Annotated in this window: 19 protein-coding genes and 1 pseudogene; 14 read left to right on the plus strand and 6 right to left on the minus strand. The window is 74.6% G+C overall.

What is annotated here, in order from left to right; genetic code table 11:
* Positions 1-82 precede the first annotated feature (82 nt).
* Positions 83-1,666 (minus strand): methylmalonyl-CoA mutase, encoded by a 1,584-nt coding sequence (locus tag NLX85_RS07780; protein WP_254332772.1) that lies wholly within the window; start codon positions 1,664-1,666, stop codon positions 83-85.
* Positions 1,667-1,869: 203 nt separating this feature from the next.
* On the opposite strand from NLX85_RS07780, the gene NLX85_RS07785 reads away from it, so the two are divergent.
* Together NLX85_RS07785 and NLX85_RS07790 are read left to right on the plus strand one after the other, a co-directional pair.
* The gene (locus tag NLX85_RS07785) at positions 1,870-3,894 is read left to right on the plus strand and encodes a serine/threonine-protein kinase (protein ID WP_254332774.1); all 2,025 of its coding nucleotides are present in this window, start codon (positions 1,870-1,872) and stop codon (positions 3,892-3,894) included.
* A gap of 50 nt (positions 3,895-3,944) precedes the next feature.
* Entirely contained in the window at positions 3,945-5,609 is a 1,665-nt protein-coding gene (locus NLX85_RS07790; protein WP_254332776.1) for a phospho-sugar mutase, read from the plus strand.
* Positions 5,610-5,684: 75 nt separating this feature from the next.
* On the opposite strand, the gene NLX85_RS07795 is transcribed toward NLX85_RS07790, so the two are convergent.
* The 4 genes from NLX85_RS07795 to upp all read right to left on the minus strand — a co-directional run bounded on the left by NLX85_RS07795 (position 5,685) and on the right by upp (position 8,864).
* Positions 5,685-6,362 carry a GPP34 family phosphoprotein gene (locus NLX85_RS07795; RefSeq protein WP_254332778.1) on the minus strand — a complete coding sequence of 226 codons (678 nt, stop codon included), beginning with the start codon at positions 6,360-6,362 and terminating at the stop codon, positions 5,685-5,687.
* A 117-nt stretch (positions 6,363-6,479) separates the two neighbouring features.
* On the minus strand, positions 6,480-7,529 hold the full coding sequence (locus tag NLX85_RS07800) for a CU044_5270 family protein (protein WP_254332780.1): 1,050 nt from the start codon (positions 7,527-7,529) through the stop codon (positions 6,480-6,482).
* 10 nt (positions 7,530-7,539) lie between these two features.
* On the minus strand, positions 7,540-8,079 hold the full coding sequence (locus NLX85_RS07805; protein WP_254332782.1) for an RNA polymerase sigma factor: 540 nt from the start codon (positions 8,077-8,079) through the stop codon (positions 7,540-7,542).
* Between the two features lie 152 nt (positions 8,080-8,231).
* Entirely contained in the window at positions 8,232-8,864 is a 633-nt protein-coding gene (gene upp / locus NLX85_RS07810; protein WP_254332784.1) for a uracil phosphoribosyltransferase, read from the minus strand.
* Between the two features lie 137 nt (positions 8,865-9,001).
* On the opposite strand from upp, the gene deoC reads away from it, so the two are divergent.
* From deoC to NLX85_RS07865, 11 genes and pseudogenes are all read left to right on the plus strand, one after another.
* The gene (deoC, locus tag NLX85_RS07815; RefSeq protein WP_212830633.1) at positions 9,002-9,961 is read left to right on the plus strand and encodes a deoxyribose-phosphate aldolase; all 960 of its coding nucleotides are present in this window, start codon (positions 9,002-9,004) and stop codon (positions 9,959-9,961) included.
* A 5-nt stretch (positions 9,962-9,966) separates the two neighbouring features.
* A complete protein-coding gene (locus NLX85_RS07820) occupies positions 9,967-11,397 on the plus strand; it encodes an aldehyde dehydrogenase family protein (protein WP_254332786.1) in 1,431 nt (476 codons plus the stop codon).
* A complete protein-coding gene (locus tag NLX85_RS07825; RefSeq protein WP_254332788.1) occupies positions 11,390-12,214 on the plus strand; it encodes an aldehyde dehydrogenase family protein in 825 nt (274 codons plus the stop codon). The genes NLX85_RS07820 and NLX85_RS07825 overlap by 8 nt, the downstream gene beginning before the upstream one ends.
* 114 nt (positions 12,215-12,328) lie before the next feature.
* Positions 12,329-12,979, plus strand: a complete 651-nt coding sequence (locus NLX85_RS07830) for a hypothetical protein (RefSeq protein ID WP_254332790.1) — start codon at positions 12,329-12,331, stop codon at positions 12,977-12,979.
* 48 nt (positions 12,980-13,027) lie between these two features.
* Positions 13,028-13,486 carry a BlaI/MecI/CopY family transcriptional regulator gene (locus tag NLX85_RS07835; protein ID WP_254332799.1) on the plus strand — a complete coding sequence of 153 codons (459 nt, stop codon included), beginning with the start codon at positions 13,028-13,030 and terminating at the stop codon, positions 13,484-13,486.
* 10 nt (positions 13,487-13,496) lie between these two features.
* A complete protein-coding gene (locus NLX85_RS07840; RefSeq protein ID WP_254332807.1) occupies positions 13,497-14,402 on the plus strand; it encodes a M56 family metallopeptidase in 906 nt (301 codons plus the stop codon).
* 102 nt (positions 14,403-14,504) lie between these two features.
* Complete coding sequence (locus tag NLX85_RS07845) at positions 14,505-15,752, plus strand: cytochrome ubiquinol oxidase subunit I (protein WP_254332810.1); 1,248 nt, start codon at positions 14,505-14,507, stop codon at positions 15,750-15,752.
* 11 nt (positions 15,753-15,763) lie between these two features.
* Positions 15,764-16,795 carry a cytochrome d ubiquinol oxidase subunit II gene (locus NLX85_RS07850; RefSeq protein ID WP_254332812.1) on the plus strand — a complete coding sequence of 344 codons (1,032 nt, stop codon included), beginning with the start codon at positions 15,764-15,766 and terminating at the stop codon, positions 16,793-16,795.
* Positions 16,792-18,468, plus strand: a complete 1,677-nt coding sequence (gene cydD, locus NLX85_RS07855) for a thiol reductant ABC exporter subunit CydD (protein ID WP_254332813.1) — start codon at positions 16,792-16,794, stop codon at positions 18,466-18,468. Before NLX85_RS07850 ends, cydD begins: the two co-directional genes overlap by 4 nt.
* Positions 18,393-20,201, plus strand: a pseudogene (cydC, locus tag NLX85_RS07860) (thiol reductant ABC exporter subunit CydC); the annotation flags it as partial. The gene cydD and the pseudogene cydC, both read left to right, overlap by 76 nt.
* A gap of 57 nt (positions 20,202-20,258) precedes the next feature.
* Positions 20,259-20,948 carry a permease prefix domain 1-containing protein gene (locus NLX85_RS07865; RefSeq protein ID WP_254332815.1) on the plus strand — a complete coding sequence of 230 codons (690 nt, stop codon included), beginning with the start codon at positions 20,259-20,261 and terminating at the stop codon, positions 20,946-20,948.
* Positions 20,949-21,045: 97 nt separating this feature from the next.
* On the opposite strand, the gene NLX85_RS07870 is transcribed toward NLX85_RS07865, so the two are convergent.
* Positions 21,046-21,387: a PadR family transcriptional regulator gene (locus NLX85_RS07870; RefSeq protein ID WP_254332823.1), complete on the minus strand. Its 342-nt coding sequence runs from the start codon at positions 21,385-21,387 to the stop codon at positions 21,046-21,048.
* A 147-nt stretch (positions 21,388-21,534) separates the two neighbouring features.
* Here NLX85_RS07870 and NLX85_RS07875 point away from each other — a divergent pair, with 147 nt between their 5' ends.
* Positions 21,535-22,494, plus strand: coding sequence for a DNA primase (locus NLX85_RS07875; RefSeq protein WP_254332825.1), 960 nt, complete (start codon positions 21,535-21,537; stop codon positions 22,492-22,494).
* Positions 22,495-22,524: the final 30 nt, after the last annotated feature.

The raw sequence follows: 22,524 nt of genomic DNA on the forward strand, positions 1-22,524 counted from the left end.
ACCGCCCCCGCCGCGTGCGGGGAGAGCATCGACTGTACGCCGCCCTGCGGCGAACGCCCAGGTCAGCGCGCGTCGGGTCGACTCAGAACCGGTCGCTCGGCCGGTAGATCCCCCACACGTCGCGCAGCGTCCCGCACACCTCGCCGACGGTGGCCCGGGCGCGCAGCGCGTCCTTCATCGGGTAGAGCACGTTGGTGTTGCCCTCGGCCGCGGCCCGCAGCTCCGCCAGGGCGCGCTCGACCGCGCCGGAGTCCCGCTGCGCGCGCAGCTTGGCGAGCCGCTCGGCCTGGCCGACCTCGATCGTCGGGTCCACCCGCAGCGGCTCGTACGGCTCCTCCTCGTCGATCCGGAACCGGTTGAGCCCCACCACCACGCGCTCACCCGAGTCGATCTCCTGGGCGATCCGGTATGCGGACTGCTCGATCTCCCGCTTCTGGAAACCGGCCTCGATGGCGTCCACCGCCGAACCGTGGTCGAAGACCCGGTGCATCAGTTCCTCGGCCGCCGTCTCCAGCTCGGCGGTCATGGCCTCCACCACGTACGACCCGGCGAACGGGTCGACGGTGGCGGTCAGGTCCGTCTCGTACGCCAGCACCTGCTGGGTGCGCAGGGCCAGCCGGGCCGCCTTCTCGGTGGGCAGCGCGATCGCCTCGTCGAAGCTGTTGGTGTGCAGCGACTGGGTGCCGCCGAGCACCGCGCCGAGGCCCTGCACCGCCACCCGGACCAGGTTCACCTCCGGCTGCTGGGCGGTGAGCTGCACGCCCGCGGTCTGCGTGTGGAACCGCAGCATCATCGACTTCGGGTCCTTCGCCCCGAACTCGTCGCGCATGAGCCGGGCCCAGATGCGCCGGGCCGCCCGGAACTTGGCGACCTCCTCCAGCAGCGTGGTGCGGGCCACGAAGAAGAACGACAGCCGGGGTGCGAAGTCGTCCACGGCCAGCCCCGCGGCGAGCGCAGCCCGGACGTACTCCACGCCGTTGGCCAGGGTGAACGCGATCTCCTGCGCGGGCGACGCCCCGGCCTCGGCCATGTGGTAGCCGGAGATGGAGATGGTGTTCCACTTCGGCACCTCGGCACGGCAGTACGCGAAGGTGTCGGCGACCAGCCGCAGCGAGGGCTTCGGCGGGAAGATGTACGTCCCCCGGGCGATGTACTCCTTGAGGATGTCGTTCTGGATGGTGCCGTTGAGCGCCGAGCCCGGCACCCCGGACTCCTCCGCCACGAGCTGGTAGAGCAGGAGCAGCACCGAACCCGGCGCGTTGATGGTCATCGAGGTGGACACCTTGTCCAGCGGGATGCCGTCGAAGAGCGTCCGCATGTCCTCGATGGAGTCGATGGCGACCCCGACCTTGCCCACCTCGCCGTGCGCGATCGGGTCGTCGGAGTCGTACCCCATCTGGGTGGGCAGGTCGAAGGCGACCGAGAGGCCCATGGTGCCGGCGCGCAGCAGCTGGTGGTAGCGCGCGTTGCTCTCCGTGGCGGTGCCGAAGCCGGCGTACTGCCGCATGGTCCACGGGCGGGAGGTGTACATCGTCGGGTAGACCCCGCGGGTGTACGGGTACTCGCCCGGGCCGCCCAGCCGGGAGTCCAGGTCCTCCGGAAGGTCGGCCGCCGTGTAGACGCCCTTGATCGGGAAACCCGACTCGCTTGACCGCGCTTCGCTCATTACCGGATGGTAGGACGCGGTCGCCGTTCGATGGGTGAGGGATACCGCACACCGCGACGGCGGCATGGACCGGAGGTGAGTAGCTGGCCACATACCGTCGAGTAGGTAAACGTCCGCCGCGTCGGGTTTCGCATCGGGCGTCGGAACCAGCAAGATAGGGGGGTTGTGTCCCAGCCCCCTCGATATCCCCCGGTGGCTTTTCTGTGACTCAGATCCCGACGTGGAGCGGCGGACCGGCCAGTCCCCCCACTGGACGTGCAGCACCCGGCACCATCATCGGTGACCGCTACTCGCTGCGCTCCCCGGTGGGCAACGGCGGCATGGGCACGGTCTGGCGTGCCACAGACACCCTGCTGCGGCGCGACGTGGCGGTGAAGGAGGTCGTCCTCCCGCCGGGGCTCGCCCCCAGCGACCGCGACGCGATGTACGAGCGGACCCTCCGCGAGGCCCGCGCCGCCGCGGCGATCCAGCACCCCGCCGTGGTCCAGGTCTACGACGTGGTCACCGAGGGTGGCCGCCCGTGGATCGTCATGGAGCTGCTGGACGCGCGCAGCCTGGCCGACATGGTGATCGAGGACGGGCCTGTCGCGCCCCGCGCCGTCGCCAAGATCGGCATCGCCCTGCTCGGCGCGCTGGAGGTGGCGCACGCGATCGGCGTGCTGCACCGCGACGTGAAGCCCGCCAACGTGCTCATCTGCTCCGACGGCCGGTGCGTGCTGACCGACTTCGGCGTGGCCCGGATGCCCACCGACGTGCAGCTCACCACGCCCGGCATGGTGCTCGGCTCGCCGCACTTCATCTCCCCCGAGCGGGCCATGGGCCAGGAGTTCGGCCCGCCCAGCGACCTCTTCTCGCTCGGCGTGACGCTCTACACCGCGGTGGAGGGGCGTCCCCCGTTCGACAAGGGCGACCCCATCGAGACCATGCACGCGGTCGTCGAGGACCCGCCGGCCACCCCGCAGCGCAGCGGCCCGCTGACCCGGGTCCTGATGGGCCTGCTGGAGAAGGACCCGGCCCGCCGGCTGGACGTGCACACCGCCCGGGGCATGCTCCGCGAGCTGCTCGCCGGCCCGCTGACCAGCACCGCCACCGCGGTCAACTCGGTGACCGACCCGTACGCCGTGGTGCCCGTGCAGCGGCCGTCGACGCCGCCGCCCGCCATCGAGCCGAAGCCGTCCGGGCAGATCGGCGGACCGGCGATGATCGCCCCCGGCGAGTCGCTGACCGACCGGCTCGCCGCCCTGCGCCGCGGCGAGCGTCCCGGCGCCACCGCGGCGGCGGGTGGCGCCGCGCTCGACGAGACCAGCGCCGACGCGCTGGCCGGCCCGCTGCACACCCCGACCGGGGCGATGTCCGGGCCGAACGCGGCGCCGGAGGCCACCCAGCGCATCTCGCCGGACGCCACCCAGCGGCTCGGCCACACCGCCGCGCCCGACGCCACCCAGCGGGTCCCCAACGGGCATCCGGACACCACCCAGCGGGTCTACGGCCGCGGCGCCGACACCACCCAGCCGGTGTACGGCGGCAACCAGTGGTCGGTGCCGGGCACCGGCCAGCCCTGGACCACGGCCCCGGCCGACGGCGGCGCGCCCGGCCGCGCCAAGGGCGTCGGCGGCCAGCTCGTCGGCCGGGTCAAGGGCTGGCCGCGCAAGGTCCAGCTCGCCGTCGCCGGTGGGGTGGCCGTGCTGCTCCTGGTCAGCGTGATCGCGCTGACCAGCGGCGGCGACGACGCGCCCCCGCCGATCGTGGGCGCGCTGCCCTCCTCGTCCGCCGAGGGCCCGCCCGTGGAGATGCAGGAGCAGTCCGTCAAGGGCATCACCCTCCAGGTGCCGAAGGGCTGGGACCGCAAGACCGGCGGCCTCTTCGTCGACTACGTGGACCCGAACACCGAGGGCCGCAAGGTTCGCGTCCTCGCCGAGGACTGGGGCGGGACCTCGGTCAGCTGGGCCGAGTTCGCCTCCCGGAACCTCCGGGACAAGAGCAAGTCGTGCGCCAAGCCCTACGAGCAGCTGGCGATGAGCGAGCCGACGCTGGCCGGCAAGCCGGCCGCGGAGTTCGAGTACACCTGCGGCGACGGCGACACGAAGCGGCACGGCATGTGGCGTGGCGTGGTGCAGAACGGCAAGGTCTACTCGTTCTACCTGACCGCGAACGAGGCCGACTTCGCCGAGAGCAAGCCGATCTTCGAGGCGATGGCCCGCTCGTTCCAGCTCACCGGGAACAACTGAAGTCGAGGCCGACGGCCGGTGGTGATCCGCCGCCGTGCTTTCATGAGGCAATGGCGGCGGAAACCACTGACCTTGACGACCTTCGCGCCCGGGCCGAGCGCTGGCTCGACGACGACCCGGACCCGGCCGACCGGGACGAGCTGCGCGGCGTCCTCGCCGGGCTGCCGGGCAGCGCGCCCGAGCTGGCCGACCGGTTCGCCGGCCCGCTGACCTTCGGCACCGCCGGGCTGCGCGGCCCGCTGCGTGCCGGCCCGAACGGGATGAACCTCGCCGTGGTCACCCAGGCCGCGGCCGGGCTGGTCGGCTGGCTCGCCGCACAGGGCGGCGAGGGCCCGCTGGTGATCGGGTACGACGCCCGGCGCGGCTCGCTGGCCTTCGCCGAGCGCACCGCCCAGGTGGCCACCGGCGCGGGCCGCCCGGCGCTGCTGCTGCCCCGCCCGCTGCCCACGCCGGTGCTGGCCTTCGCGGTGCGGCACCTCGGCGCGGTGGCCGGTGTGATGGTCACCGCCAGCCACAACCCGCCGCAGGACAACGGCTACAAGGTCTACCTGGGTGCACAGCTCGGCGGTGAGCTGGGCGCGGGCGCGCAGATCGTGCCGCCGGCCGACGCCGGCATCGAGGCCGCCATCCGGGCGGTCGGCCCGCTGGCCCAGGTGCCGCTCGGCCCGCCCGGCCAGGTGCTCGGCGACGACCTGATCACCGGGTACGTGGAGCGCGCCGCCGCGGTGGTCGACCCGGCCGGCCCGCGGGACCTGAAGGTGGCGTACACGCCGCTGCACGGGGTGGGCGCCGCGGTGCTGACCGCCGCGTTCGCCCGGGCCGGTTTCGCGACGCCCGGCGTGGTGCCCGAGCAGGCCGAACCGGACCCGGCCTTCCCGACGGTCAGCTTCCCCAACCCGGAGGAGCCGGGCGCGGTCGACAAGCTGGTCGCGCTGGCCGGCATGACCGGCGCGGACATCGCCATCGCCAACGACCCGGACGCGGACCGGTGCGCCGTGGCCGTGCCGGCGGACGGCACCTGGCGGATGCTGCGCGGCGACGAGGTGGGCGCGCTGCTCGCCGACCACCTCATGCGGCGCGGGGTGACCGGCCTCTACGCCACCACGATCGTCTCCTCGACCCTGCTCCGGGCCATGGCCGCGGCCCGGGGCCTGCCCTACGACGAGACGCTGACCGGGTTCAAGTGGATCGTCCGGGCCGGGGGCGGCCGGGAGCCGCTGGTCTTCGGCTACGAGGAGGCGCTCGGCTACTGCGTCGCGCCGGAGCACGTGCGGGACAAGGACGGCATCACCGCCGCGCTGACCGTGGCCGAGCTGGCCGCCGGCCTCAAGGCCGAGGGCCGGACGCTGACCGACCGGCTGGACGAACTGGCCGCCGAGTTCGGGGTGCACCACACCGACCAGCTCTCGGTCCGGGTGGAGGACCTGCGGGTCATCGCCGACGGCATGGCCCGGATCCGCGCCGCCACCCCGACGGCGCTGCTCGGGCGCCCGGTCACCGAGGCGACCGACCTGCTCCCCGAGTCCGACGTGGTGATCCTGCGCACCGACGCCGCCCGGGTGGTGATCCGCCCGTCCGGCACCGAGCCGAAGCTCAAGGCGTACCTGGAGGTGGTGGAGCCGGTGACGGACGGCGACGTCCCGTCGGCCCGCCGCCGCGCCCACGCGGCGGTGACGGAACTCCGCGGCGAGATCGCGGCGGCCCTGGGCCTCTGACCCCGGCGTCGATCAAGAGGTTTGCGTCTCCGCGAGCGCCCGCCCAGACGCAAACCTCTTGATCAACAAGGCGGGTCAGGAGCGCTTGCCCAGCGCGGCGTCGACCGCGTGGGCCAGGGCGGCGATGACCAGGCTCACCGACGGGCGGACGACGCTGTCGTCCAGGCTCACCGTGCCGGAGAAGCCGGCGCCGCTGGCGATCTCCTCCAGGCGCTTGCCGGCGTCGGCGGCGGCCGTGCCGGTCAGGCCCAGCGCCGGCTCCATCCGCAGCACCGCGACCAGGGTGGCGAGCGCGGCGGTCCGCTCGTCGGGGAGCTGCCCGACGGTAAGCGCGTCGGCCAGCCGCTGCCGGATGTCGGCCTCCACCGAGGCGTCCGCGACCGGGTAGCGGTGCACGTGGATGAAGCCCAGCTCCGTCTCGTCGACGTCCCGCACCACGCCCCGGCCGCAGAGGTCACCGAGGATCCGGTCGCGCAGGCCGTGCCGCAGCCGCTGCACCCAGGAGGACGGGGTGTGCGGGGTGTCGGCGGCGATCCGGGCGAGGACGTCGTCGGCGATCGGCTCGCCCGTCGGCGCCGGGTCGAGCACCGCCAGGTTCCCGTCGGCGTACGCGATCCGCCCGGCCAGGGCCAGCTCGACCAGCACCGCCGCGGCCATGCCGAGGTCCAGGCTGATCCGCGGCATGGTGGCCTTGCCGGTTTCGTCGTCATAAGCGAGGAGCAGCAGCTCTTCGGCGAGCGCAACACCAGTCATGGCCGCAGACGCTAGCGGGTACGCGCATCCCGCGCACGAACTCCCCGCCGATGGCGTGCCGCCCTCGGCGTGGGCGGGACACGCGCACTGTCCACGCCGGCCCGCACCCTCTTCCGGTCAGCCGAGCGTGTCGGTGCGGCTGGCCTGGAGCAACAGCCCGTAGTGCAGTACGCGGTGCTGAGGAGCCAGCTCCAGGTACTCGTGGGCGAGCAGCTCCCCCGTGCTGGGATCGAAGACGAGCAACATCTGCGCCCGCTGCGGATTCTGCGGCCGGTTCGCTGGTGGGGTGAGGTCGGCGGTGACGGCCAGACCCCAGCGACCGGCCCGGTCGACGACCCGTCCGCGCCACACGAAGCCGGGCTTTCCGGCCAGGGTGGTGAGGATGTCGGCACGGGTCCGCCGCGGGACCAGGTGCCGGACGTACAGGTCGTACACGGCTTTGGCCACGTCGCCGGCCGGTTGGTCGGTCCGGAGCAGGCGGGCGAGCGCCGCCCTGTCGGTGGGCAACCGAGCGCCGTCCGGATCCTGCGGTTCCTCGACCGGCCCTCCAGCCGGTGGGGTCGACCGGCCGGCAGCGGGCGCGGACAGCTGTTTCGTCCAGTAGTCCCGGGACGCCGCATCGGGAAACTCCAGGTCCAGCACCGTCGTGTCCGACCACCGGCGGCCGTCGGGCGTCGCCCAGCTCCGGCGTTCCTCCACAAAACTGGCCACGTAACCCTCGGGCGACTCCTGGATCATGCCGCCCCAGGACTTCACCTCGTGGTAGGCGTACCGGCCGGCCGCCCGGTCGGAGGGGGCGTCCGTGGCGCGTCGGGCAAGCGCCCGCAGGTGCGGCCCGGCCGGTTCGGCGTCGGTGGCGATCTCGTAAGTCACCGGTTGGAGCACGGTCCCGTCCACCGGCTGGGGCGGCGTCGAGCGGGTGGGTGCCGTGGCGTGCCGGAGGGCCGGCACCATGCCGGCGGAGGCGACCGCGCCTGCCGCGACGGCCGCGCCGACCAGAAGGGCTCGCCGGCTGGTGCGCGGGTGAGGCGGCACCGGCGTGGGGGACGCGGAAGTCTCGGCCCGGACGATCACGTCGTGCGCGGAGAGCGGCGCCGGCGGCACGACGACGCCATGCGCCGGGTCGGCCGGGCGCAGGAGGTCCCGGACCTGCTGCTGCGTGTGCATGGTGCTCCTCTCAGACATGGGCGGACGCCGACCGGGGTTCGCGCAGCGGCGGGCGGTCGGCCAGGGCGGAACGGAGTCGACGCCGGGCTCTGAACAGCCGGACTGCCGCGGCGGACCGGGTACACCCCAGGGCGACGGCCGCGTCCGCCACGCTGAGGTCCTCCCAACCGATCAGCCGGAGGATCTCCTGGTCGGCCTCGGGCAACCCGGCCAGTGCCCGGCGCAGGTCGAGCACCGGCGCCACGGCGTCGGGCTCAACGAGCCCCGCAGGGATGTGATCCGCCGCGGCGAGCGGGACCAGGGTGGGAGCGACGCGCCCCTGCCGCCACCGGTTCGCCACGGTGTGGCGCGCGACGGCGTAGAGCCAAGGAAGAGGGTTCTCGGGTACCTCGCTCCGCCGCCGCCACGCGACGACGAATACGTCCTGGGCGAGTTCGGCGGCCGCGTCGGCGTCCGGAAGTCGCCGCAGGCCGTACCTGACGATGGCCGGGTAGTGCCGGGCGTAGAGGCTGGTGAACCAGACCTCACCCCGCTCACCCACGGGTTTCATCGGATCGCTCTCCCGACCGGAGTTCCTGACACGGACACCAGGTATGTGTCAGGGGCGGGGCGGATCGTTACCGGTGGGCGGGGACGGGCCCGAGGGTGTCGCACGGGCACCGCCCCGGTGCAGGCCGGGGCGGTGGGCCCGTCGGGAAGAACCTAGAAGCGGGGCATGCCGCCGAACTGGCGGTCCCCGGCGTCGCCGAGGCCCGGGACGATGAACATCCGGTCGTTGAGGCCCTCGTCGATTGCGGCGGTGACCAGGCGCATCGGCAGCCCGGAGCGCTCCAGCCGCTCGATGCCGACCGGCGCGGCGAGGACGCAGAGCACCGTGATGTCGGTGCAGCCGCGGTCGGCGAGCAGCCGGCAGCAGTGCTCCAGGGAGCCGCCGGTGGCCAGCATCGGGTCGAGCACCAGCACCGGCAGGCCGGCGAGGTCCCGGGGCAGCGACTCCATGTACGCGCGCGGCTCGTACGTCTCCTCGTCGCGGGCCAGGCCGACGAAGCCCATCGACGACTCGGGCAGCAGGCCGAGCGCGGCGTCGGCCATGCCGAGACCGGCCCGCAGCACCGGCACCAGCAGGGGCGGGTTCGCCAGCCGGGTGCCCTCGGTGGCGGTGACCGGGGTCTGGATCGAGTACTTCTCGACGGGGAACGAGCGCGCGGCCTCGTACACCAGCATGGTGGTGAGTTCGTGCAGCGCGGCCCGGAACGACGCCGAGTCGGTCCGGGCGTCCCGCATGGCGGTCAGCCGCGCCTGGGCGAGCGGGTGGTCAATGACGTGTACGTCCACGATCGCTCAACCTACCGGTCCGGGCGGGGGCGCATCGCAGGTGCGGGTGGACCAGCGACGCCGCTCACGTGCGGGGGCCGCCGGCCGGGGCGGCGTGACCAAGATCACCCGGCGCGCGGGTGCGTAGTATTCGGGGCATGACGGCGACAGCGACGTCGGCCCGGTCGGAGCTCTCCGAGCTGGGACGATCCGAGACCGCTCTGCGGACCTTCCTGCACGGCCTGCCCGGCGTGGACCAGGTCGGCGCGGAGCAGCGGGCGGCACAGCTCGGCACCCGCTCCATCAAGACCACCGCCAAGGCCGAGGCCATCGACCTGGCGATCCGGATGGTCGACCTGACCACCCTGGAAGGGGCCGACACCCCCGGCAAGGTGCGGGCGCTCGCCGCCAAGGCGCTGCGCCCCGACCCGGCCGACCCGTCCTGCCCGCACGTCGGGGCGGTCTGCGTCTACCCGGCGATGGTCCCGTACGTGGCCGAGGTGCTGCGCGGTTCGGGCGTGCACCTGGCCAGCGTGGCGACGGCCTTCCCGTCCGGCCAGGCGCCGCTGGAGATCAAGCTCGCCGACACCCGGGCGGCCGTCGAGGCCGGCGCGGACGAGATCGACATGGTGATCAACCGGGGCGCCTTCCTGGCCGGCCGCTACAAGGAGGTCTACGACGAGATCGTGGCCACCAAGGAGGCCTGCGGGGACGCCCACCTCAAGGTGATCCTGGAGACCGGCGAGCTGGCCACCTACGACAACGTGCGCCGGGCCTCCTGGCTGGCCATGCTGGCCGGCGGCGACTTCATCAAGACCTCGACCGGCAAGGTCCCGGTCGCGGCCACCCTGCCGGTGACCCTGGTGATGCTGGAGGCGGTCCGCGACTTCCGCGCCGCCACCGGGCGGCAGGTCGGCGTGAAGCCGGCCGGCGGCATCAAGACCACCAAGGACGCGATCAAGTACCTGGTCATGGTCAACGAGACCGTCGGCCCCGACTGGCTGGACCCGGACTGGTTCCGGTTCGGCGCGTCGAGCCTCCTCAACGACCTGCTCATGCAGCGCACCAAGCTGACGACCGGCGTCTACGCCGGCCCCGACTACTTCACCCTGGACTGAGCGCGATGTTCGAATACGCACCCGCCCCCGAGTCGCGCTCGGTGGTGGACATCAAGCCCTCGTACGGGCTCTTCGTCGACGGCAAGTTCGTCGACCCGACCGACGGCGGCAGCTTCAAGTCGATCAACCCGGCCTCCGAGGAGGTGCTGGCCGAGATCGCCGAGGCCGGCAGCCAGGACGTGGACCTCGCCGTCCGCGCCGCCCGGGAGGCGTACGAGAAGGTCTGGGGCCCGATGCCGGGTCGGGACCGGGCCAAGTACCTGTTCCGGATCGCCCGGATCATCCAGGAGCGCTCCCGCGAGCTGGCCGTGCTGGAGTCGCTGGACAACGGCAAGCCGATCAAGGAGTCGCGCGACGTCGACGTGCCCCTGGTCGCCGCGCACTTCTTCTACTACGCCGGCTGGGCCGACAAGCTGGATCACGCCGGTTTCGGGGCCAACCCGCGTCCGCTGGGCGTCGCCGCGCAGGTCATCCCGTGGAACTTCCCACTGCTCATGCTGGCCTGGAAGATCGCCCCGGCGCTCGCGGCCGGCAACACGGTGGTGCTCAAGCCGGCCGAGACCACCCCGCTGACCGCGCTCCTCTTCGCCGAGATCTGCCAGCAGGCCGACCTGCCGGCCGGCGTGGTCAACATCGTCACCGGCGCCGGCGAGACCGGCCGGGCGCTGGTCGAGCACCCGGGCGTGGACAAGGTCGCCTTCACCGGCTCCACCGAGGTCGGCAAGGCCATCGCCCGGGCCGTCGCCGGCACCCGCAAGAAGCTGACCCTGGAGCTGGGCGGCAAGGCCGCCAACATCGTCTTCGACGACGCCCCGGTCGACCAGGCCGTCGAGGGCATCGTCAACGGCATCTTCTTCAACCAGGGGCACGTCTGCTGCGCCGGCTCCCGCCTGCTGGTCCAGGAGTCGGTCGCCGACCGGGTGCTGGAGTCGCTGAAGCGGCGGATGGCGCAGCTCCGGGTCGGCGACCCGCTGGACAAGAACACCGACATCGGCGCCATCAACTCGGCCGCGCAGCTGGCCCGGATCCGGGAGCTGTCGGAGGCCGGCGCCGCCGAGGGCGCCGAGCGCTGGTCGCCGCCGTGCGAGCTGCCGGACCGCGGCTTCTGGTTCGCGCCGACGATCTTCACCGGGGTCACCCAGGCGCACCGGATCGCCCGCGAGGAGATCTTCGGCCCGGTGCTGTCCGTGCTGACCTTCCGCACCCCGGCCGAGGCCGTGGAGAAGGCCAACAACACGCCGTACGGGCTGTCGGCCGGGATCTGGACCGACAAGGGTTCCCGGATCCTGTGGATGGCCGACCGGCTGCGCGCCGGCGTGGTCTGGGCCAACACGTTCAACAAGTTCGACCCCACCTCGCCGTTCGGCGGCTACAAGGAGTCGGGCTACGGTCGCGAGGGCGGCCGGCACGGGCTGGAGGCGTACCTCAATGTCTGAGCGGGTCGCGGTACGCAAGACGTACAAGCTCTTCATCGGCGGGAAGTTCCCGCGCAGCGAGTCGGGACGGTCGTATCTCGTGCAGGACTCCAACGTGTCGCTGGCCTCCCGCAAGGACGCGCGGGACGCGGTGGTCGCCGCCCGGGCGGCCGTGAAGGGCTGGGCCGGGGCGACCGCGTACAACCGCGGTCAGATCCTCTACCGCGTCGCCGAGATGCTGGAGGGCCGGCGCGACCAGTTCGTCGCCCTCGGCGCCTCCGTCGACGAGGTCGACGCGGCCATCGACCGCTGGGTCTGGTACGCCGGCTGGTCCGACAAGCTCCCCCAGGTGTACGGCGGGGCGAACCCGGTGGCCGGGCCGTACTTCAACCTCTCCGCGCCCGAGCCGACCGGTGTGGTGGCCGCGGTGGCCCCGGAGTCCCCGGCGCTGCTCGGCCTGGTCAGCGTGATCGCCCCGGCGATCGTCACCGGCAACACCGTGGTGGTGGCCGCCTCCCCGTCGGCGCCGCTCGCGGCGGTGACCCTGGCCGAGGTGCTGGCCACCTCCGACCTGCCGGGCGGGGTGGTGAACATCCTCACCGGCCGGCTGTCGGAGACCGTGCCGACGCTGGCCGCCCACATGGACGTCAACGCCATCGACCTGACCGGCGTCGCCGACGCCGAGCTGGCCGCCGAGCTGGAGGTCAAGGCCGCGGAGAACCTGAAGCGGGTGCTCCGCCCGGCCCCGGCCGACCACGACTGGTCGGCCGACCCGGGCCTCGCCCGGATGACCACGCTCCTGGAGACCAAGACGGTCTGGCACCCGAAGGGCGTCTGACCCCGTCGCGTCCGGCAGGAGTGGCCTCCGACCCTCGGACGGCCGCTCCTGCCTTTTAGGGCCGGGCGGCCTCGCCGAGCCGGCCGGGTGCGGGGCTGCCCTACCCTCCTGGGCGTGATCAACCCCTTTCCGGCCGCCGAGAGCCGCGCCGCGCGCGCCGCGCTGAGCCTGCTGGCCCTCGCGGTCGCCACCGCCGGCACGGTCTGGCTGGTCGACCTCTCCGACGCCGTGGCCGGAGCCCGGGCGGCGCAGCGGCACTGGCACCCGCACGGCTACGCCCTGATCCTGTTCTTCCTGCTCGCGGTGCCGGTCGGCACCCTCCTGCACACGCCGTCCGCCGTCGCCGCCGGGCTGTCGGTCCGGCGGGCGTGGGCGACCGTCGGGCTGCTCCTGGGGTACGGGGTGCTGGTCGCCGCGGCGGCCTGGGTGGTCGCCCCGCTCTCCCCGGCCCACGTCGGCGGTGGCCGACGCGACCCGTCCGGCCTGTACCCGGCCTGGCTCGTCTGCGTGCTGCTGTCCGTGGCGGTGCTCGCGTGCGCCGGCGGGCTCTTCGTCCGTCCCACCCGACGCGAGGATCCGCTCGACTTCCGCCCGCCTTCGGCCCGCCGCCGGGCCGGGTCGGCGGCCCGCGCCGACCGGGCCGTCGAGCCGCGCCGCCGGATCAGCGGGGCGCTGTTCACCACGGCCGTCCTCGGCTGGGTGATCGGGACCCCGCTGCTGGTCCTGCTCCTGCTGAAGGGGTTGGCCGGCTGGGCGGTCGGCTAGTCGACGCCGGCCTGCCGGGCCACCTACTACACGAGGTAGGATTACCGGGTGACTCGGCTGGGTGATCTCGAACGTGCGGTGATGGACGTGCTGTGGGACTCGGTCCCCGCCACGTCGGACGGCGTGACCGTGCGCGAGGTCGCCGACGCCCTCGACGGGCGTGAGCTGGCCTACACGACGGTGATGACCGTGCTGGACCGGCTCGCCGGCAAGGGCATGGTGCAGCGCGAGCGGGAGGGGCGGGCCTGGCGTTACCGGCCCGCCGCCACCCGGGAGGCGCACATCGCCCAGCTCATGCTCGACGCCCTCGACCTCGGCGGCAGCCGGGACGCCGCGCTGGTGCGCTTCGCCCGCTCGGTGACCGGCACCGAGGCGGAGGTGCTGCGCGCGGCGCTCAGCGCCGAGGCGGGCCAGGCCGGCTCCGGGCCGGTCGGGTCCGGGCTGACCGACCGGGTCGAGGACCCGCGGGCCGGCGGCCCGGCGCTCGACGAGGCGACGGACCGGTAGGGCGGCCGCCGTGGCGTACGCCCTGCACTTCGCCGCGACCATCCTGGCCTGCTGGCTGACCGCGCAGGTCCTCGCGACCGCGCGGTGGACCTGGCGGGCCCCGCGGGTGGCGATCGTCTGCTGGCAGGCCGTCGGGCTGGCGCTCGGGCTCTCCGCCATGGGGCTGCCCATGGCGCTCGGCCTGGCCGCGTACGACCTGCCGACCGGCAGCGCGCTGCTGACGCTCGTCGACGACCTGGCCCACGGCACGCTGCCGGCCGGGCTGGGCGCGCCGCACCTGGGCCTCGTCGGGGTCGGTTTCGGCATCGGCGCGGTGCTGGTGACCACGACGGTGCGCAGCGTCCACGGCACGGTACGCGCCCAGCGCCGGCACCGGGAGCTGCTCAGCCTCGTCGCCCGCCGGGATCCGACGGTGCCCGGGGCGCTGGTGCTCGACCACCCGAGCGCGGCCGCCTACTGCCTGCCCGGGGTGAAGCCCCGCGTGGTGGTCAGCGCCGGCACGCTGAGCCTGCTCGACCGGGCCGAGCTGGCGGCGGTGCTCACCCACGAGCGGGCCCACGCGCAGGAGCGGCACGACCTCGTGCTGCTGCCGTTCACCGCGCTCTGCCGGGCGCTGCCCTGGTTCCGGTGGGTGCGGGACGCCCACGAGCGGGTGGCCCTGCTGGTCGAGATGCGCGCCGACGACAAGGCCCGCGAGCTGCACGCCGAGGAGCCCCTTGCCGGGGCGCTGCGCCGGTTCGCCGCCGCCGGGCACCGGGTCACCCCGGCCGGCACGCTCGGACTCGGTGACCGCGACCTCGACGTGCGGGTGCAGCGGCTCATGGTCCCGGACCGGCCGCCGCGGGTGCTCGGCGCCACCGCGCTCTCCGTCGCGACCCTGCTCGTCACCCTGCCGATCTCCCTCTTCCTGAGCTGACCGCCGCCCGCCCGGGGTCGGGTCACTGACGCCGGGACCGATAGGTAGCGAGGCTACGTGTAGGGTCACTATGACAAGCGAGCCAACCCGTGGGAGTCGGCCATGGATCCCCTGCTCATCGCCCGCCTGCAGTTCGCCACGACCACCTCGATCCATTTCCTCTTCGTGGTGGTCACGCTCGGCCTGGTCACCCTCCTGGTCGGCCTGCAGACCGCCGGCTTCGTCACCGGCAAGCCGGTGTACGAGCGCCTGACCCGCTTCTGGGGCCAGCTCTACGTGATCAACTACGTGCTCGGCATCGCCACCGGGATCGTGATGGAGTTCCAGTTCGGGCTGAACTGGAGCGGCCTGTCGCGCTACGTCGGCAACGTGTTCGGGGCGCCGCTGGCCATCGAGACGCTTGTCGCCTTCTTCCTGGAGTCCACGTTCCTCGGGATGTGGATCTTCGGCTGGCACCGGCTGCGGCGCGGCGTCCACCTGGCCCTGCTGTGGGGCGTCGCGATCACCGCGTACGCCTCCGCCTTCTGGATCATGGTGGCCAACGCCTGGCTGCAGCACCCGGTCGGCTACGAGGTCCGCGACGGCGTCGCCCACCTCACCGACTTCGGCGCACTGCTCACCAACCCCACCCTCGGCTTCGCCTTCGGCCACGTGGTCTCGGCCGGCCTGGTCACCGGCGGGCTCCTGATGGCCGCCGTCAGCGCCTGGCACCTGCTCCGGCGCACTCCGGACTTCCTGCTCTTCCGGAAGTCGCTGCGGCTCGGCCTGGTCACCGCGGCGCTCGCCGTGACCACGCTCCAGGGCTTCGGCTTCGCGCAGTTCGGCCCGGTCGGGGAACTCCAGCCGACCAAGTTCGGCGGCGGGGCCGACCGCGACGCGCTGGTCGCCGAGTGGACGGCGCGGTTCGGCCCCGGCGACTACACCCCGCCGGCGCTGTCCAACGTCGGCCTCGGCTTCATGATCCTGATCGGCTTCACCCTGGGCTGCGTCTGGCTCCTGCTGCCGCTGCTCTGGCGGGACTGGATCATCCGGTTGAAGTTCCCGCTCTGGCTCGTGCTGCTCGGCGTGCCGCTGCCCTTCGTCGCCGTGATCCTCGGCTGGATCGCCCGCGAGGTGGGCCGCCAGCCCTGGGTCGCGTACGGGCTGCTGCCCACCGGGCAGGCCGTCTCGCCGGTGAGCGCCGGGCTGATGCTCACCTCGCTGATCGCCTTCACCCTGCTGCTCGGCACCCTCGCCGTCACCAACTGGGTGCTGCTGGCCCGGCACGCCGCCCGGGGCGCCCACGATCCCGCCCTCGGCCGGCCGCCCGCGCCGGACACCGACCACCACCCCGACCCCGTGTTCGCCTGAGGGAGCCCGCCGTGGAACTCGCCTGGTACGCCCTGCTCGGCCTCTTCTTCGCCACCTACCTCGTGCTCGGCGGCTACGACTACGGCGTCGGGCTGCTGCTGGCCCGGGGCGCGACACCCGAGGCCCGCCGGGCCGCGCTGAACGCGGTCGGGCCGTTCTTCCTGGGCAACGAGGTCTGGCTGGTGGCCGCCGTTGGCATCCTGTTCGGGGCCTTCCCCACCCTGGAGGGCGAGCTGCTCTCCGGCTGCTACCCGGCCGTGCTCGGCGCGCTGGCCGGGGTGGTGCTGGTGACGGCCGGGGTGCAGCTGCGCAGCCGGCCGCAGTCCGCCGCCGCCCGCGCCGGCTGGGACCGGGTGGTGGTGGCCGGCAGCGTGCTCGCCGCGCTCGGCTGGGGCGCGCTGCTCGGCGCGCTGCTCCAGGGCGTGCCGCCCTCCGGCGACGGGCACGCGGCCGGGGTCGGCCACCTGCTCACCCCGTTCGTGGCCGCCGCCGCGCTGGCGCTGCTCGCGCTGGTCGCCGTGCACGGTGCGACCTTCCTCACGCTCCGGCTGCCGGCCGCCGACCTGCCGTCGGTCGCCCGGCTGGCCCGCGGCCTGGTGCCGGTCGCGCTCACCGCGGTCGCCGCCGCCACCGTCCTGGGCCTGCTCTCCGACCGGGTACGCGCCGCCGTGGCCCGCCCGGCGGTCGCCGTACTCCTGCCATTGGCGCTGGTGGCGGCGCTGCTCGTGGCCCGCGCGGCGCTGCGCCGGGGCCGCGCCGGGCTGGCCTTCGCGGCGACCAGCGTGGCGCTGGCCCTGCCGGTGCCGCTGGTCGGCGCGGCGCTCTGGCCCCGGGTGCTGGTCTCCACCACCGACCCGGCGGCCGCGCGACAGCTGACCGACGCGGCCGTGCTGACCGTGGCCGACGCGGCCGCGAGCGGGCCGACCCTGACGCTGCTGGGCTGGCTGGCGCTGCCGCTCGTGCCGGCCCTACTAGGCTTTCAGGCGATGTGCTGGTGGGTGTTCCGGGGACGGACCGACGGCAGGGCACCGGTGTACTGGTGAACCGCCGCCCGTTCGACCCGCGTCTGCTGCGCCGGGTCCCCGCGGCCCGGCGCGACCTCGCCGTGCTCGCGGTTCTCGGCGGGCTGACCGCGCTGCTGGTGGTCGCGCAGGCCACCGCCCTGGCCACCCTGCTGGCCACCGCGATCGACGGGCGGCTGCACCGGCCGGCGCTGGCGGGTCTCCTGGCTGCCGTCGCCGCCCGGGCGCTGGTGAGCTGGGCGCAGGGCACGGTCGCGGCCCGGGCGGCGGCGACGGTCAAGGCGGCGCTCCGAGCCGACCTGCTGCGGGCGGTCGGCCGGCACGGCCCCACCTGGGTCGCCGGCCGGCGGGCCGGGCAGCTCGCCACCCTCGCCGGGCGCGGGCTCGACGCGCTCGACCCCTACTTCACCGGCTACCTGCCTCAGCTCGTGCTCAGCGTCACCGTGCCGCTGGCCGTGCTGGCCCGGATCGTGCTGGCCGACTGGAGCTCGGCGCTGATCATCGCGCTGACCATCCCGCTCATCCCGATCTTCGGGGCGCTGCTCGGCTGGCAGGCGCAGGCCGCCACCGAGCGGCAGTGGCGGCGGCTGTCGCTGCTCGGCGGGCACTTCCTCGACATGGTGGCCGGGCTGCCCACGCTGCGCGCGTTCGGCCGGGCCCGGGCCCAGGTCGACGTCGTACGCCGGATGGCCGACGGGCACCGCCAGGCCACCATGAAGACGCTGCGGATCGCCTTCCTGTCGGCGCTGGTCCTCGAACTGGTCGCCACCCTCTCGGTGGCGCTGGTCGCCGTACCGGTCGGCATCCGGCTGCTCGGCGGCGGGATCACCCTGTCCACGGCGCTGCTCGTGCTGCTGCTCACCCCGGAGGCGTACCTGCCGCTGCGGGCGGCCGGCAGCCGGTTCCACGCCAGCATGGAGGGCCTCACCGCGCTGGACGAGGCGCTCACCCTCTCCGCGACCCCCGAGGCGGCCGGCCCGGGAGGCGCCCGGCCGGCGCCCGACGGCCGGGGTGAGATCCGCTTCGAGGGCGTGACCGTCGCGTACGAGCGGACCACCGCGCTGCGAGACGTCACGCTCACCATCCGCCCCGGCGAGCGGGTCGCCGTCATCGGGCCCAGCGGCGCGGGCAAGAGCACCCTGCTCAACCTGCTGCTCGGCTTCGTCACCCCGACCGCCGGCCGGGTCACCGTCGACGGGGTGGACCTCGCCGGGGTCGACCTCGACGCCTGGCGGCGCGAGCTGGCCTGGGTGCCGCAGCGCGCGCACCTGTTCGCCGGATCGCTCGCCGACAACATCCGCCTCGGCGCCCCCGACACCCCGGACGCCGCGCTGGCCGGCGCGGTCACCGACGCCGCGCTGGACGAGGTGGTCGCCGCCCTGCCCGACGGGCTCGGCACCACGCTGGGCGAGCGCGGGCACGGCCTGTCCAGCGGGCAGCGGCAGCGGGTCGCGCTGGCCCGGGCGTTCCTCCGGGACGCCCCGCTCGTGCTCCTCGACGAGCCGACCGCCCGGCTCGACAGCGCCAGCGAGGCGGTCGTGCTGGCGGCCACCCGGCGGCTGGTCGCCGGGCGTACCGCCCTGCTGGTCGCGCACCGGCCCGCGCTGCTGGAGGACGCCGACCGGATCCTCCGCGTCGAGGACGGCCGGGTCACCGAGCTGAGCCGGGTGCCGGTCGGGAAGGTGACGCCATGACCGACGGACCCGAGCGGGCCGTGCTGCGGCTGGCCCGCCCCTACCTGGGCCGCCTGCTCGGCGCCGGGCTGCTCGCGGCGGCCACCGAGTTCGCCGGGCTGGCCCTGATGGCCACCGCCACCTGGCTGCTCATGAGCGCTGCCGGCCGGCCGCCGCTGGACCGGCTGACCGTCGCGATCGTCGCGGTCCGTGCGCTCGCGGTCAGCCGCGGCGTGTTCCGCTACACCGAACGGCTCGCCGGGCACGACGCGGTGCTCCGCATGATCACCGACGTCCGGACCCGGGCCTTCGCCACCCTGACCGCCCGGCGGACCGCCCCGCGCACCGGTGACGCGCTGAGCCGGCTGGTCTCCGACGTGGAGGCCGTGCAGGACCTGCTGCTGCGCGTGCTGGTGCCCGGAGCGGCGGCCGCGCTGGTGAGCCTGCTCGCCGTCGGCAGCGCCGCGCTGATCTCGCCGCCGGCCGCCGGCGTGCTCGCCGTCGGCCTGCTGGTGGCCGGGGTGGCGCTGCCCGTACTGGCCGCCGGGCTGACCCGGCGGGCCGCCGACGAGGTGGCCCCGCTGCGTGGCGCGCTCGCGGCGGACGCGGTCGACCTGACCCACGGCGCCGCCGACCTGGCGGCCTTCGGCGCGACCGGCACGGCGCTCGCCGCCGCGGAGGCCCGGGGCGGTCGCCTGGCCCGGCTGGAGCGCCGGCTCGCCGCGACGGGCTTCGCCGTGGACGCGGCCGGGGTGCTGGTCGGTGGGCTCACCGCCGCCGCCGTGGTGGTCGTGGCGCTGCGCGCGAGTGTCGGCGGGGTGCTGGTCGGCGTCCTGGCGGTCGGCTCGCTGGCCACCGTCGAGGTCGCCCTCGCGCTGGTCGGGGCGGCCCGGCAGCGCACCCAGCTCCGCGCCGGCCTGGCCCGGGTGGCCGACCTGCTCACCGAGGCCGCGGAGCCGGCGCCCACCGCCCCCGCCGAACCGGCGCCGGGCGGGCACGACGTCCGGTTCGAGGGCGTGACCGTCCGGTACCGGGAGGGGGCGGCGCCCGCCCTGGCCGGGGTCGACCTCGACCTGCCGGCCGGCCGCCGGGTGGCCGTGGTCGGGCCGAGCGGCGCCGGCAAGAGCACGCTCGCCGCCGTGCTCACCGGCGCGGTACGCCCCGACGCCGGCCGGGTCACCGTCGACGGCGTGGACGTGTCCGGGTACCCGGCCGAGGAGCTGCCCCGGTTGGTCGGTGGCCTGCTCGCCGAGGCGTACGTCTTCCATGCCACGGTCCGGGAGAACCTCCTGCTCGGTCGGCCCCGCGCCGACGAGGCGGAGTTGACCGCCGCCACCCGGGCGGCCGGCCTGCTGGACTGGGTCGGCGCCCAGCCGGAGGGCTGGAACACGGTGGTGGGCGAGCAGGGCGGGCAGCTCTCCGGCGGGCAGCGGCAGCGCCTCGCGCTGGCCCGGGCGCTGCTGGCCGCCCCGCCCGTGCTGGTGCTCGACGAGCCGACCGAGGGGCTCGACCCGGCGGCCGCCGACGCCGTGCTCGCCTCGGCGCTGGCCGCCACCCCGGCCGGGCACTCGGTGCTGCTCATCAGCCACCGGCTCAGCGGCCTCGCCGGGCTGGACGAGATCGTGGTGCTCGACGCGGGCCGGGTGGTGCAGCGCGGCCGGCACGAGGAGCTGGTGGCCCGCCCGGGCTGGTATCGGGAGCAGTGGCTGCTCCAGGAGGCGGCCGAGCGCGGCTACCTCGCCCTCGCCCCCTGAGCGCTTTCCGGGGTTTTCCCCGACGCGGCCGGCCGCCGGCGGTGGCAGGGTGGTCCCATGCGGGGGCACGAGGACATCCGCGCCGACGAGCGGCTGCGCGAGCTGGCCGGGCAGCTGCACGGGCCGGCCCGGCTCAAGGCGGACCTGCTGACCGAGGCGCGGCACGCGTTGGAGGACGCCGTCGAGGCGTACCGGGAGGGGGGCCTGCCGGTCGCCGAGGCGGAGCGGCGGGCGGTGGCCGAGTTCGGCACCCCGGCCCAGCTCGCTCCCGGCTACCAGGCCGAGCTGGCCGCCGGGGCGCTGCGCGGGCTGGCGCTGCGGGCGCTGGCCGTGGCGGTGGTGCTGATGGCCGGCGGCGACCTGACCTGGCAGGGGTCGAGCTGGAGCGAGGGTCCGCGCCCGCCGGCGGGCTACCTGCTGCTCTCCTCCGCGGTCAACGGCGTCTGGGCGGTCATCGCCGGGCTGGCGCTGGCCGGGCTGCTGCTCGGCCTGCTCGCCGCCCGGCACGACACGACCCGGCTGTCCCGGCTGGCCCGGGTCGTGGGCTTCGGGCTGACCGGCGGGCTGGTGGTCGGCGCGGCGACCGGCGTGGCGCTGTTCGGCTGGTCGGTCCACCTCTGGGACGCGGCGCTGACCTGGCCTCCGATGATCATCGGCGCGGTGGTGGTCGGCGCCGCCTGGTTCGCGCTGGCCCGGGCCGCCCGCTACTGGCTGCTGAGCAGCCGCGGCGCCCACGTCGCGACCTGAGCGCTTCGCCCAGGTCGCGCGTCGCGGGCCGGCCGCGGCGCGCGGGTCGCGGGCTCGCGGAGCCGCGCTGCTGGTCGCCCCCGGGCGTGGCCGCGGCTCAGGCCGGGGCCGCGGGCGGCTCGTCGGCGCCGAGGAAGCGGCCCACCGTGGCGCTGAACTCGCGCCACCCCGCGCGCTCCCCCGCGAGTGCCCGGCCGCCGGCCTCGGTGAGCTGGTAGGTGCGCCGCTCCCGGCCGTTGACGGTGCTCCAGTCGCTGGCCACGTAGCCGGCCCGCTCCAGGCGGCGCAGCGCCGGATAGATGGTGCCGGTGGGCAGGTCCAGCGTGCCGCCGCTGCGGGCCCGGAGCGCCTCGATGATCGCGTAGCCGTGCAGGGCGCCCTGCTCCAGCACCGCGAGCAGCAGCGCGTCCAGGTGTCCGTGCAGCGCCTGGGCCTTCATGTGTAGCAAGACTACTTGTCCGCGGGTCGGGACGCCACCGGGGTGCGGCTCCCGGCCACCCCGGGACGACCACTAGGGTATGTGCGCAGAGTCACTCGGCGGTCGAGCGTCGCCGGGTGGGCAACCCGAAAGCACACGGAGGTCAGCGTGGCCCGCCAGTCGCCCCAACGGCCCGACGCCGACGAGCCCGAGCTCGACGACACCACCGCGTCGGCCGCAGCAGACGAGGTCGAGGTCGACCGCCCGGTGGCGGACCGCGCGCTCTGGGACGAGCTGCGGATCGACCCGGTGGAGATCGCCCTGCCCGCCGGCACCGGCTTCACCCTGCGGGCCTACCGGCCGGCGCGGGAGCTGACCCCGACCGACGTCGCCGAGCGCGACCAGGACGACCCCTTCCTGTCCCGCCGCCAGGTCGTCGAGACCGAGGACGACGAGGAGGTGGTGATCCTCGACGAGGAGTTCGCCGCCCTCTCCGCCGAGGATGAGGACGAGGAAGAGGACGACGAGAAGCGGGCCGAGCGCCGCCGGCGCGGCAAGACCGAGGCGGCCGAGGCCGACGAGGACGAAGCCGACGAGGACGAGGCGGACGAGGACGAGGACGAGGCGGACGCCGCCGGCGACGAGGAGGTGCCCGTCTTCCTCACCCACCGCGGCAAGCTGCTGCTGTTCAAGACCCCGGAGTCGCTTGTCAGTTTCATCCGTTCCGGTGCGCCCAACGACCTCTCCCAACTGGACAGCTGGAATGAACTGTCCGAACGGGTGGAACCGGCTGACGTCGCCCCGTTGGACGAGGACACCTACGAGCTCGACCTGGTAGTGGAGAACCTCCGCGGCGGGCACGACGCGTGGGACCCCACGCTGCTGATCGAAGCCGGCGAGATCGCCCGTGACCTGGCGTACGCGCTGCGCCTACCCGGCGTGCTCGACATGCTCTCCGCCGGCTCCAGCCTGGACGACCTGGACGAGGCGCTACGCGCTTCTGTCAACGGCGGAATCGGTGGATTCATGGGTCGGCGCCGGCTGAAGAAAATCGGGGCACAAACCGCAAGTTTGGGTTGGCGCACCATTGTCGGCAAGATCTCTGCTGTTGTGGACTGGCGCGACTGACCCGAAGCGGGGAGCATCAGTCTCTGGCAG

The organism is Micromonospora sp. A3M-1-15 (assembly GCF_024213425.1).
Taxonomy (GTDB): Bacteria; Actinomycetota; Actinomycetes; order Mycobacteriales; family Micromonosporaceae; genus Micromonospora; species Micromonospora chersina.